This window comes from Amygdalobacter indicium (assembly GCF_029101545.1).
GTDB lineage: Bacteria > Bacillota > Clostridia > Saccharofermentanales > Fastidiosipilaceae > Amygdalobacter > Amygdalobacter indicium.
Genome location: NZ_CP118866.1, coordinates 735,272 through 747,805 on the forward strand (window position 1 = coordinate 735,272; position 12,534 = coordinate 747,805).

Genomic DNA, 12,534 nt, shown 5'->3' on the forward strand with positions numbered 1-12,534 from the left:
AATAAGTGTTTGAAACAAAATAAGGAGGAACACGGAATGGGAGAACGAGTTTATCTTACTTCAGAGTCGGTTACCGAAGGTCATCCTGATAAAGTTTGTGATCAAATTGCCGATGCTATCTTAGATAGAATATATGAGCATGATAATCAGGCACGTGTAGCTTGTGAAGTTTGCGTAAGTACAGGTTTGGTAGTTTTGTTGGGCGAAATTACAACCGATTGTTATGTTGATTTCAACCAAGTTACCAGAGAAGTGATTGATAGAATAGGCTATAATCATCCTGACCTTGGATTTGAGGCTAAAAATGTTGCCATTATTACGGCAATTAAAGAGCAGTCGCCGGACATCAGTTTCGGTGTCAGTCATGCTATTAAAGACAGTTCAATTGTCGGTACTCAATCTGAAAGAAAAACAAGTAATTTAACAGGAGCCGGAGATCAGGGCATGATGTTCGGTTATGCAACGGATGAGACAGCGGAATTGATGCCTTTACCTATTGTGTTGGCGCATAAGTTGGCACGAAAATTAGCCGATTTAAGGCATAAAGGTGTTTATGAATGGCTGCGGCCCGACGGTAAGACTCAAGTAACGGTAGAATATAACGACAATAAACCTGTTCATATTCAAAGCGTGGTGGTTTCAACTCAACATTCGGAGGATGTGGATTTACCTACAATTAGGAAATCTTTGATTAAAGATTTGATTAAACCGATTGTTCCTGCGAATTTATTGGATGATAAGACTGAGATTTACGTAAATCCTTCAGGTCGTTTCGTTGTCGGCGGACCTGCGGGCGATTCAGGTTTGACGGGCAGAAAAATAATTGTTGATACCTATGGCGGTGCAGTTTCACACGGAGGCGGTTCTTTCAGCGGTAAAGATCCTACCAAAGTTGATCGTTCCGCCGCTTATGCCGCAAGATATGTAGCTAAAAATATTGTTAAAGCCAAGTTAGCTAAGCGGGCCGAGGTCAGATTGGCTTATGCAATAGGGTTGGCTGAGCCGTTGGAAATTTCAATTGATACTTTCGGTACATCCGATTACAGCAATGAAGAATTGGCTTGTGCAGTTCGGAAAGTGTTCGATTTGACTCCGGACGGAATTATTTCCGGTTTGAATTTACGTCGTCCGATTTATAGTCAAACCAGCTGCTATGGCCATTTCGGTCGTACGGATAATTCTTTGCCTTGGGAAATATGTGATAAAACCGAACAGTTAATTGCAGCTTTAACTAAGTAATTTGTATTTTTAAGCCCTGATGTTTTGAACTGCGTCCCTGAATTTGGAGAAATAAAAAAAGAACCGATTCAGAAGGTGCAGTTCATTTCAGCATCGGGGCTTTTGAATTTTTGAGGAATTTTTGTTCGAAAATTTTACTGTTGCTTCGCGTTGAGTTTGTTATGCTGAGATCAACGGAGGTGAGGTAGAATGAATTTATTTAGCGGACTGACAGATATTTTACGAGCTTTGGAAGACTATTATCGTTATGAAGCTTGTTACATCTGTAATAATCATCCGATAAAAATTGACTACACAGAAGATGAGATTTTATATTGGCCGTTTTGTGCAGAATGTTTTGCTATATTGCCGTGGCGTTTAACAGTAAACAGTGTTTTGAGATTTATAGAAACAGATGATAATTTTGAATTCAGCAGTCTGGTTTGTCTATATTATAGGGGAATTGTGCGGACGTTAATTAGAAAATATAAATTTTATCAGGAAAGAAATTTATCTAAGCTATGGGGATTTATTGCCGCTTTAACTTGCGCAGGATATAGAAAAGCTTTGAGCTCAGGCAATATAGCTCCTGTAAGCAGTGATATGTTGCACATAGATGCAGTCAGTTTTTTGCCTTTACATCCTGCACGAAAATTGGAAAGATCATATGATCAGGCCGAACTTTTGGCAATAGCATGTGCCGAATATTTGCAAATACCTTGTTTATCAACCTTGAAAAGACAACGTGAAACGCAAAGACAAAGCAGTTTACAAAGCCGTTCGGAAAGATATAATAATATTAAGTCTGCATTCGTTGCCGATGATTCTGTTCTTATTAAAGGAAAGAATATTTTGTTGCTGGACGATGTTTTGTCTACCGGTTCTTCCTTAAGCGCAGGTGTTAAAGCTTTGTATGATGCCGGTGCTTATGGCGTTTTAGCCCTGGCTCTTGCAAGTAATTTATCTGCACGGGAATTGCATTTTGTCGGTAAAATCGGTAACAAAATTTAGTTATAATAAAATTTATTTAATCTTTAAGTTTGAAAAGGAAAAGTTATATGTTTAGAGAAAGCCAAGTGAAATTAGCTGATGGTCATAACATCAGTATCTACAATGCCGGTACGGAAGAACAGGAGATAACTGTTACCAGTTACGGTGCTCGTTTGCTTAAATGGGAAGTTCCTTGTACGGAAGCTGAAAATGAGCGCTTAAATCTGATTGTCAATCATGCCGATTATAATCATTATGCGGCCGATCCTGCGTACATGGGAGCTGTTATCGGACCTATTCCTAACAGATTCGCTAGCGGTAAAATTCATCTTGCCGGTAATGATTATCAATTGGAACAAAATGTGTCGCCCGATACGCTTCACAGCAGCAATATTGCTTTCAGTGAATTGGATTTTGAATTATTTGATCATGGAGAAGATTATATTATCTTGAAACATGAGTTTACACCTGAGCATGTTTTGCATCCCGGAAATAGAATTTTATATGTTTCTTATATCTTACAAACCAATTCTCAAGGGAAAACTTTAAAGATTAATTATAAATTGACAACTTCGAGCGATTGCTATATTGATGTTACCAATCACAGCTATTTCCGTTTGTGGGATAGAAGTATTCTGCAAAAATATGATATTTCACCCAAAGAAGCTTTGCTTCAGACACGGGTAAAAATGCCGTCTGCTTTTTATACACCGACAGATAATTTAATTTGTACAGGTGAAATATTGCGTATTAAAGAAAATAGCATTTTAGATTTTCAAAATGGCAGAACCTTGGCGGATGGTATTAAGGAGTTGGCAGCTACTACTATCGGCGGTTATGATCACAACTTTATTTTGGCGCGGGATTATCATAATTATGATTCTGCTTCTTCAAGATATTACAGTAAACCGACAACTTTCGCTTCCAATTTTAATAACGTCTCTTTAAGTGCTGTTACGACTGAAGTCGGGGCACAGTTATATACGGCTAATTATTTGGATGCGGATGTTACAAGTGACGGAATGGAATATGGTAAACATTGTGCATTTTGCTTTGAAACACAGGGAATACCTAATAATGTCGTGTACGATCATTTTCCGTCTACCTTACTTCGGGCCGGTGATACTTATAATTCGACGACATTATTTACATATCGTCAGAAACTTTGAGGCTTATTGAAAAACTGACAAGAACCGACACTTTATGTTATACTTGGTTTACCGAAGAATCATTATTTTGTACCTACACGACTAAAAAGGGAGTTCGCGTCGGCATGGAATACGGTCAAGCCCGTGCTGATTTGATTTAGCGGGAAGACTTAAGACCATCGTAGAACACCCACCTTGTTTTAACAGCAAGGTGTCAAAAGATGATCTTCGGTTTTTTAATAATTGCGGAAGTTAAGCAGGTGAGGGCACATGTTAAAGGATTTGCAGAATAAGGTTAGTATCTATAATACTCTAAATAATAGAAAAGAAAAATTTGTTCCGCTTAAAGCCGGTAAAATTAAGATGTATGTTTGCGGGCCTACTGTTTATGATTTTATTCATATAGGTAACGCTCGACCTATGATAACTTTTGATGTTTTTCGCCATTATATGGAAAGCATCGGCTTTGATGTGTGTTTCATGCAAAATTTTACGGATGTGGATGATAAATTGATAAAAAGAGCAGCTGCAGAAAATTGCCGCATGTTGGACATCGCTGAAAGATTTATCAAAGAATATGAAATCGACAGTAAGGCGCTCAATGTCGAAAAAGCTGATATTTGTCCGCGAGCTACCGAAACTATGCCCGAAATTGTAAAAATGGTTAAAGATTTGGTAGATAAAGGTTATGCCTATGTAGGTAAAGAAGGTGTCTATTTCAGAGTCAGAGCACTCAAGAATTACGGACGTTTATCCGGTCATAATTTAGATGAATTGATCGAAGGCCAAAGAGAATTGGTACATGACACGGGAAGTGATAAAGAGGACAGCTTTGATTTTGCTATTTGGAAATTTCAAAAACCGGGTGAACCGGCTTGGCCGTCGCCGTATGGAGCTGGAAGACCGGGATGGCATATTGAATGCAGTGCTATGATTCATGCTCATTTAGGTGAACAGATTGATATTCATTGCGGCGGGCAGGACCTGATTTTTCCGCATCATGAGAATGAGATGGCGCAATCATATGCGTATACCGGTAAAACCTTGGCTAATTATTGGATGCATAATGCTTATATCAATGTTGACAATGTCAAGATGAGCAAATCGTTGGGTAACTTTTGGACAATAAGAGAACTGGCCAAAAAATTTGATTATCGTGTTATTCGCTATTTTATGCTCTCGGCTCATTATCGCAGTCCGATTAATTTCAGTTTGGAAGTTATGCAGGCTGCAGAAAAGTCTTTACAAAGGGTGGATGAAACTTTACAGGATTATCTGTTCCGCTTTAAGCAGCAGGAAGCTGTAGCGCTTTGGACGGAAGCAGATTTACTGCAGAAACTTGACAGCCTTACATGGGAAGCGCCGGAAGAAGAACCTGATTTTAAAACTGTCAATTATGACTCGGCATTATTGAAACAGGCGATCGCTCACAGCCAAAGAATTTTTATGACAGCTTTGGCGGATGATTTGAATACGGCTTTGGCTATGTCGGAAATATTTAATTTGATGTATTATTGCAACCTTTACTTGGACAATGTAACAAAAGTTGATTACAACTTATTGGCTGAGGTTATTGCGACAATATTGTTTTATGAGAAAATTTTAGGTATTTCCGCTAAGGAAATTAAAGATGAGTTGCCGGCAGAAGCTTTGACATTGTTGGAGCAACGCCAGGAAGCCCGTAAGACGAAAAATTATGCATTGGCAGATGAAATCAGAAACCAATTGCAGAGTATGGGTTATACTGTCAAAGATACACCACAAGGACCGCAATTATTGAAGCTGTAAGTATGTTAATCGGACGAGATGTTGACAATTTATTGGTTCCTATTTTGTGGAACATAGATTATAAGGAACTTAATATAGCAAAGCTGGCTTGGTTGGGAGACAGCTTGTATGAGCTGTATATTCGGCAGTTGCTGTTTTTACACGCAGGCAGTAATTCGCTTTTGCATCGTCGTGCCATACATTATGTTAATGCGGCTTTTCAAGCGAAACTTTTGCGTTTTTGTCTGGAAGATAATTGCTTGAATGAGGAAGAAAAAGCGCTGGTTAGACGGGCGGAAAATTTTCGTGCGCACAGCCGGGCCAAGAACCAAGATCCGCAGGATTACCAGGCGGCAACAGCTTTGGAAGCTTTGTTGGCATATTTATATTTGCAAGGTAAGACGGATAAAATAACTGCAATAATCGGCAAAATTGCCGCTATGGAAATGAAAGAGATAAAAGATGACAAAGAGAGACGTTAAAGCTTTAAACAAATTCAAAGGTTTTGATAAAACAAAAAGAGCTGATTTTACAGGTAATAAAAATTTTAAGAACACGCGGAAAAAACGCAATTTTGCTGAAAATTCCAAGTTCAATACCAAAGCATCTTTGAGAAAAAGGGCGGCCGGAACGAGTGCGGAGGTGGAGACTGCAAATTCAGTGGGAGATGACGGTGATTATGTTAAACCGGAAAATCGTGTTGATCGTTTGCGCGGACGCAATGCCGTTAATGAAGCTTTAAGTGCCGGCAGACCGATTGAAAAGCTCTGGCTCAATAAAAACTCAACATTCGATATCGGCTTGCAAAGGCTTATATCCAAGGCTAAAGCTGCCGGTGTCGTAATCGTAGAAACGGATACTAAAGCTTTGGAACGCCTCGGAGGCCGTAATCATCAAGGAATTGTGGCCCAAGTTGCAGTTAAGGATTATCTGGATTTTGATGAGTTGTTGAAAAAAGGTACAAGTGACGAACAAATTGTCGAGTCGCCGACAGATGAAATTTCTTCCGCAGTTTCGGCAGATACGCAGAAGCAGTCGAGCAGACAACCGTTGGTCATTATGTTGGATCAAATAAATGATCCGCACAATCTCGGCGCCGTTTTACGTGTTGCCGATTGCTTGCAGGCTACAGCGGTGGTAGTGTCCAAACATCGAGCTTGTACTTTGGATGCTACGGTTGCCAGAACCAGTGCCGGTGCTATTGAAAACGTTGATTGTTGTAAAGTTACTAATATTGGACAGGCTATTGAAAAATTGAAGGAGAACGGTTATTGGACAATAGCTTTGGATATGAACGGAGAAAATCTTTATTCTTCTACCGCTCTGCGCAAATTGGTCAATGATAAGTTGGCGTTGGTTATCGGAAATGAAGGAGCAGGTATTAGTCCGAGTGTACGAGCTAAATGTGATTTGGTTCTGAGCATACCTATGTACGGACAAGTGAATTCTTTGAATGCTTCTGTTGCCTTGGCAATTGTAAGTTATGAAATTGAACGATTGAGAAATTTTGCACAATAAAGCTATTTTTCTTGTGTATTTAATGAAATAAGCAGAAAAAACCCGACAAATAGAGATTAAGTTGCTATACTGAGTGTATGAATAAATTAATTGAGGAATAAGATGCATTCGAAAAATGATAGATTAGTAATATTTTTAATTGTAGGCGGTTGTTTGCTGATGCTTATTGGTGCTGTTTCGTTTTTACTTTCCGATTTACAGCAGAAGAACCTGCCCGGAGCTGTTACCAATCAAACTGATAATGTGACGGCTTCCGAACCGGCTGTCGTTGCCACGGATAACCCCGGTGAAAGTACGGTGCCGAGCGAAAAAAAGATTTTGGATCAGATTATTAACGCGTTGAATGATGAGAATAAGGAAGAAGAAGCGTACAAAAATATTTTGGGATTACAAGTTGAAAAATTCGAGTTGGAAGATTTTAAGTTGTATATGAATGTGCTTCGCTTGGCCTGTAACGGTAATGTTGTCGGCTATAAACCTGTGAGTGCAACGGAGGCTAAAGCTATTAATTTGGAAATGAGCTATAACAACAGCTCGAATTTACCGTTCATTGATAAATATAAGTACTTTAATTTGGTGTCGGAGCACATGAACGGTAACAAGAAAATTACAAAAATGAATTTGCTGGTTTTTTCTTACAGTACCGGAAAAATTCAGTTGACTCAACGTCTTTTAACAGATATGGTTGAGCCTTATTACATGGCACGTTTATATGCCAACGGCTTACAATCGGGTGAAACTAATCTGATCGCCAATGTCTTATATACCGATTTACCGCAAGAAGAAAATTTACGGGTTTTACAAGCGGAAAAATATTTATTTTATTATCGCAATAACGTCAGAGCCGGATTCGATAATTGCCGCATCGAAGAAATCAGACCTGATTATTGGTTGGTCTCTTTTCCTTTGCTTGATGCTCAGGCGCAGAAAAAGGAATTTAAGCAAACAAGCTCCAAAACTGCTGCAACAAATTCTAAAAATGTTGCCGTTTCGGCTACGTCAATCAGCGAATCTGCAAATAGTAAAGGCAATTCAAATCGGGCTTTTTATGATCAGGTCGCGCCTTTTAATGAATTGCATTATTCAAGTAAATTCTATGTTCGTCTGCAAAAAGATAAGATGCGGCATTATGTACGCTTCGTTCGTCAGAATAATACTATCGTGGCGTTCGACAACTTGCCGGAGCAGGAATTGGCCGGTGCCTGGAATATAACCAGATTAGGCAATAAACAATATATAAATGTTGCCGCTCCTTATAATCTGGCACAGGTAAAAAATATGATTGCCACGCCGGGAGAGCAGAATCTGTATCAGTATAGTGAAGCTATTTACGGATCTCTTATAAGGCCGCAAATAAAAGATACGGACAAGGCGGAAAAAATTTATTCACGTGTTATGAATTATAAAACCTCAGATTTTGAAGCTTTCAGTTTTGTACGCGGTTCGCTGGCAGATAATAAGTTGATGGTGGATTTTTTGGCCGGTAGGAATGAACAGTTGGTAACCGACAGCAATATCGGCATCGGGATGACGAGGGAAGATCTGCTGAAGATGTACCCCGATTTAGCTATGTCTAAATATCGCTTGATTAAAGGACCTACTATTCTGGAAATTCAATTTGATAATCAAAGCAAGAGCGGTATATTGCAACGTTCACCGGCAGCAAGTGATAAAGTAACTGGTATTTTGTTTTACTCTTTGGAATGGTATCAGCAGAATTTTGATATGGCAAATTTGCGAAAAGTAGCCGGAGAAATAAAATAGTTTTACTGTAAGGTTGTGTTTGCAGCAAGCACAATCGCTTACCGAATAGCTTTCAAATTGATTCTAAAATATCGTATAAACTTCCGCCAAAAGCCCTTGACAAAAATTTCAATCACCATATAATAGATAGTGCAAATGCGCTCGTAGCTCAACTGGATAGAGTGTCTGACTACGGATCAGAAGGTTGTGGATTCGATCTCTGCCGGGCGCATGATTGAGACCAAGTTTAGGCTTGGTCTTTTTTATTAACTTTAATATATGGTAGAATAAACCTGAAATCTTACAGCGAGGAAAGACAGTTTGGATAAAATTAAAAATCAAAAATCGGTTCTTTATATTCGCGGAGAAGAGAAGCAAACTATATTATGTTTCGCTGTTTTAACTTTTATTTTTGCCTTTTTGATGCCTGATCGGGCAACGATGTTGAGCGATTATCGTAAAATTATTACAAGTCAGGCTTATTTAATCCACGATTTTGTCGCTGTCGGCGGCTTGGCGGCCACCTTTTTTAATGTCGCGCAACATTTGCTTTTGGCATATATTTTGTTACGGCGTAATAATCGCGGTAAATTCAGCGGCTTTGAAATAGCTGCAACCGGAGTTTTTACTGCTTTAGCTTTTTTCGGCACGAATATTATCAACGTAATACCGATAATTTTAGGTGTCTATTTTTATTCTCTGCGGCTCAAAAAAGCATTTTCTTTGTATTCAACATTAAGCTTGTTCAGCTGTGCTATGGCACCTTTAGTCAGTTATATTATGTTTGTGCACGGATTCAGTTTGCTTGCCGCAACGGCAGCTTATGCGGTGGGCATATTGATCGGATTTGTTACCGTACCTTTGGCTGAAGCTTTTATCCGTTTCCATCAGGGATATACGCTGTTCAACGTCGGTTTTACTACCGGATTGGTTGCTATGTTAATTACGTCTTTTTTCGGATACTTTGATTTGAAAATTGACAAAGTAATGATTTTAAGTAAGGACGAGCATTATTATTTGTTGGCGTACGTTCTACTGTTCATAGTTTTTCTTTTTGTTCTTTTTGTTTGGCAAAAAGATGGGAAATGGTGGCATGAATGTCGCCAAATATGGCGCAGTAACGGTCGAGCTCCGAGTGACTTTTACAGTGTTTACGGTCGAGCAGCTACATTATTTAATATAATTTTGAATGTCGGCTTTTATTTGGTACTGGTTTTGCTTTTACGTTTCCCGTTGAACGGAACGATAATAGGGGGATTGCTTACTGTAGCAGGATTTTCTTCTTTTGGAATGCATCCTTTTAATTGTTTTAAAATTTCTCTCGGAGTACTGGCTGCAGCTTTAATTGCCGGCAGAGACCTTGCAAGTCAACAGGTGATCAGCACGTTGCTTTTTGCTAACGGTCTGGCACCGCTGGGAGGAGCGTACGGTTGTCTGATAGGAATTATAGCCGGATTCATTCATTTTAATTTAGTCAATGTCGTTTTTTCTCTGCATTTGGGGATGAGCTTATATAACAACGGATTTACGTCCGCTTTTGTAGCGGCGGTTATCGTACCTTTAGCAGAAATTTTGCTTGCAGATAAGTGGCGACAGGAATAATGGTGCCGGCAATAACGGCATAGTATGAATTAAAGGTGTATTTATGATTAATGAAAAAGATAAGGCTAATAGGCTGGTGAAAGAATTTTTAAGCTATTTTTTTACGCACAACCTTTTGGATATTACGATGAATTTGCTGATTAATGAGCAGGCAACAACTATAGATTTTACTGTTAAATGTTCCGAAGAACCGGCTGATTTTGCCGAGTTTGTTCAAGCTTTGAAGCTGCCGCGACAGTACGAATTGGAAGAGTATTTTAACAGCTTGTTGGGTGCCCATCACGGTTCGCGACATGACTATACTTTTTTGGGGCAGGCGATCGATGAGGCAGAAGGAAAATATGCCGATTCCAAGTTGTTTTTGCATATAGTGCGCTATCAGGAAAAAGAAAAATAACTGCAGCCCCGGCACCGACTTACAAAAGTCGCTACGAGGGCTGCAGATTTGGAACTGCGTAAATTTGCCGATGTTTAATAAAGATAAATGCCCGATTACTTCGGCTTTTACCATTCCATTTTGACTACCGGTTTAATTAAGTCGGCCGGCTTTTCTTTCATCAATTTAATGGCATCTTCGACATGCGCAAAACCGCTGAATTTATGGGTCAACAGCAGAGAAACGTCAAGTTTGTGATAATGGACGAGAGACGCCAGCTTTTCCAAACGCAATCTGCCGCCGGGCATCAAACCGCCGACAATTAATTTGTGTCCCATACCGACACCCCACTCGCTGCGCGGAATCTTGACGTATTCACCGTCACCGAGATAGTTGACATTACTGATATAGCCGCCGGGTTTTAAGCATTTGACTGCCGGAATAAAAGTATCGCAATCACCACCGGCAATAATTACTCTATCGACAAATTTTCCACCGGTTAATTCCAACACCTGCTTATCAATATCGCCGTCTTTATAACTGATGAAGTCGGTTGCGCCGTATGCCTTTGCTACTTCTATACAAGCCGGGCGGGTGCCGACACAAATAATGCGTGAAGCTCCGCGTAAATTGGCACCGGCTACAGACATTAAGCCGACGGGGCCGATTCCTATAACTAAAACTGTGTCGCCGAATTGAACATCAGCTAATTCAGCTCCGTGAAAACCGGTAGGTACCATATCGGAAAGCATACAAGCTTCAGTAACATCTATTCCGGCAGGAATTAAAGCGAGATTGCCGTCGGCGTCGTTGACATGAAAATATTCTCCGAAAACGCCGTCTTTAAAATTGGAAAATTTCCAACCGGCCAACATACCGTGCGAATGCATCGGATAACCGTCCTGAGCTTCCAAAGAATTCCAATCGGGAGTTATAGCGGCAACTAAAACTTTATCGCCTACGTGGAAATCTTTCACCAAACTTCCGACTTCAACAACTTCACCGCAAGCTTCATGGCCTAATATCATATTATGACGTTGACCGATAGCACCTTCCCAAACCGTGTGAATGTCGGATGTGCAGGGTGAAAGAGCCAACGGGCGAACGATGGCGTCCATAGGACCGCATTTCGGTCTTTCTTTTTCAATCCAACCGGTTTTACCGATTTCCAACATGGCGAAACCTTTCATAACATACCTCCATAGTGTACAACAAAAAAACAAAAAAATAGCAAAAACACATGGTCACATTTACCAAATAAGTAAAAAAACAAACAGGTATTTTGTGCATATCCACTTATTTGTTTGCTTTAATAATAATGCCTAAGCAAAAAAATGTCTACCGTCACAGTTTTTTTAGTGACAGTGTGTTATAAGCGCCTTGCAGACGGCTTGCAGCAAATTTTTTGGATGCTATACTAGAGACATTAAAGATTGGAGGAGAGACAATATGATTAAGACTTGTAAGTTAGCTGCAGAATCGTCCCTGCTCCAAGTGTATTTGTTACCGGGAACTAATGATCGCAGTAATAGTTATTTGATTGCAGCGGCAGAAGGGGCCTATTTGATTGATCCTTCAGTAACACCCGATATGTGGGGTGATTATGCTTCTAAAGTCAGAATGATTTTCGCTACGCACGGTCATTATGATCATATCAGAGAGTGTGATAATTGGCGTGCCGTTTATCCTACTGTACCTTTGTGTATCGAGAAGGATGAAGCGGAGCATATGCAGCATGCAGTTACCAATGTCAGTACGCTTTTCGGTTGTGAGGCCGAGTTTGCAGCTCCGGATCGTTTGCTGGAGCCGAATGAAGTTGTCGAGTTGGAAAAAGGTATTGAGTTGACAGTTCTGCATACTCCCGGTCATACCCCCGGTTCTTCCTGCTATTTGCTTAAAACGGTAGAAGAAGGCCCTCTGTGCCTGTTTACGGGAGATACTTTATTTTCCGGTTCTGTCGGCAGAGTTGATTTCCCCGGCGGTAACGCCATGATGATGAAGAGCACCATTGATTACATGTGCAGCTTAGCTGCCGTATTACATTTGCCTGAAAAATTTCCGGTTTATCCCGGACATGGTGCTTGCACTGATTTAGATTACGAGTGTCGTTATAATTTGTTTTTGAACGGCACCTTACATATTTAAGCGTAGATCGGCTTAAATTCCGCTTAC

Annotated in this window: 11 protein-coding genes and 1 tRNA gene; 11 read left to right on the plus strand and 1 reads right to left on the minus strand. The window is 40.0% G+C overall.

The annotated features are described in order from the left end of the window. The first annotated feature begins 36 nt into the window (after positions 1-36). The 10 genes from metK (at position 37) to PYS60_RS03120 (ending at position 10,383) form a co-directional block, all read left to right on the plus strand. Complete coding sequence (gene metK, locus PYS60_RS03075) at positions 37-1,239, plus strand: methionine adenosyltransferase (RefSeq protein ID WP_315570750.1); 1,203 nt, start codon at positions 37-39, stop codon at positions 1,237-1,239. Between the two features lie 189 nt (positions 1,240-1,428). Further along, on the plus strand, positions 1,429-2,229 hold the full coding sequence (locus PYS60_RS03080) for a ComF family protein (RefSeq protein ID WP_315570752.1): 801 nt from the start codon (positions 1,429-1,431) through the stop codon (positions 2,227-2,229). Between the two features lie 47 nt (positions 2,230-2,276). After that, positions 2,277-3,377 (plus strand): aldose epimerase family protein, encoded by a 1,101-nt coding sequence (locus PYS60_RS03085; RefSeq protein ID WP_315570754.1) that lies wholly within the window; start codon positions 2,277-2,279, stop codon positions 3,375-3,377. A gap of 249 nt (positions 3,378-3,626) precedes the next feature. After that, positions 3,627-5,144: a cysteine--tRNA ligase gene (cysS, locus tag PYS60_RS03090; RefSeq protein ID WP_315570756.1), complete on the plus strand. Its 1,518-nt coding sequence runs from the start codon at positions 3,627-3,629 to the stop codon at positions 5,142-5,144. A 2-nt stretch (positions 5,145-5,146) separates the two neighbouring features. Then, positions 5,147-5,605, plus strand: a complete 459-nt coding sequence (locus PYS60_RS03095; protein WP_315570758.1) for a ribonuclease III domain-containing protein — start codon at positions 5,147-5,149, stop codon at positions 5,603-5,605. After that, positions 5,586-6,641, plus strand: a complete 1,056-nt coding sequence (gene rlmB, locus PYS60_RS03100; RefSeq protein ID WP_315570760.1) for a 23S rRNA (guanosine(2251)-2'-O)-methyltransferase RlmB — start codon at positions 5,586-5,588, stop codon at positions 6,639-6,641. Before PYS60_RS03095 ends, rlmB begins: the two co-directional genes overlap by 20 nt. Positions 6,642-6,800: 159 nt before the next feature. After that, positions 6,801-8,405, plus strand: a complete 1,605-nt coding sequence (locus tag PYS60_RS03105) for a hypothetical protein (RefSeq protein ID WP_315570762.1) — start codon at positions 6,801-6,803, stop codon at positions 8,403-8,405. A gap of 137 nt (positions 8,406-8,542) precedes the next feature. Continuing rightward, positions 8,543-8,616 (plus strand) — tRNA-Arg (locus PYS60_RS03110). Positions 8,617-8,705: 89 nt separating this feature from the next. Next, entirely contained in the window at positions 8,706-9,986 is a 1,281-nt protein-coding gene (locus PYS60_RS03115; protein ID WP_315570764.1) for a DUF1576 domain-containing protein, read from the plus strand. A gap of 43 nt (positions 9,987-10,029) precedes the next feature. Next, complete coding sequence (locus tag PYS60_RS03120) at positions 10,030-10,383, plus strand: hypothetical protein (protein WP_315570766.1); 354 nt, start codon at positions 10,030-10,032, stop codon at positions 10,381-10,383. A gap of 107 nt (positions 10,384-10,490) precedes the next feature. On the opposite strand, the gene PYS60_RS03125 is transcribed toward PYS60_RS03120, so the two are convergent. Further along, on the minus strand, positions 10,491-11,552 hold the full coding sequence (locus tag PYS60_RS03125) for an NAD(P)-dependent alcohol dehydrogenase (protein WP_315570768.1): 1,062 nt from the start codon (positions 11,550-11,552) through the stop codon (positions 10,491-10,493). A gap of 259 nt (positions 11,553-11,811) precedes the next feature. Between PYS60_RS03125 and PYS60_RS03130 the strand changes: the two genes are divergently transcribed. Continuing rightward, positions 11,812-12,507 carry an MBL fold metallo-hydrolase gene (locus PYS60_RS03130; RefSeq protein WP_315570769.1) on the plus strand — a complete coding sequence of 232 codons (696 nt, stop codon included), beginning with the start codon at positions 11,812-11,814 and terminating at the stop codon, positions 12,505-12,507. The last annotated feature ends 27 nt before the right edge of the window (positions 12,508-12,534 follow it).

Bases quoted from the DNA above. Each gene is read 5' to 3' on its own strand.
- rlmB (WP_315570760.1), top strand. From the start codon at position 5,586: ATGACAAAGAGAGACGTTAAAGCTTTAAACAAATTCAAAGGTTTTGAT.
- PYS60_RS03125 (WP_315570768.1), bottom strand. From the start codon at position 11,552: ATGAAAGGTTTCGCCATGTTGGAAATCGGTAAAACCGGTTGGATTGAA.
- PYS60_RS03105 (WP_315570762.1), top strand. From the start codon at position 6,801: ATGCTTATTGGTGCTGTTTCGTTTTTACTTTCCGATTTACAGCAGAAG.
- PYS60_RS03120 (WP_315570766.1), top strand. From the start codon at position 10,030: ATGATTAATGAAAAAGATAAGGCTAATAGGCTGGTGAAAGAATTTTTA.
- PYS60_RS03080 (WP_315570752.1), top strand. From the start codon at position 1,429: ATGAATTTATTTAGCGGACTGACAGATATTTTACGAGCTTTGGAAGAC.
- PYS60_RS03085 (WP_315570754.1), top strand. From the start codon at position 2,277: ATGTTTAGAGAAAGCCAAGTGAAATTAGCTGATGGTCATAACATCAGT.
- cysS (WP_315570756.1), top strand. From the start codon at position 3,627: ATGTTAAAGGATTTGCAGAATAAGGTTAGTATCTATAATACTCTAAAT.
- metK (WP_315570750.1), top strand. From the start codon at position 37: ATGGGAGAACGAGTTTATCTTACTTCAGAGTCGGTTACCGAAGGTCAT.
- PYS60_RS03095 (WP_315570758.1), top strand. From the start codon at position 5,147: ATGTTAATCGGACGAGATGTTGACAATTTATTGGTTCCTATTTTGTGG.
- PYS60_RS03130 (WP_315570769.1), top strand. From the start codon at position 11,812: ATGATTAAGACTTGTAAGTTAGCTGCAGAATCGTCCCTGCTCCAAGTG.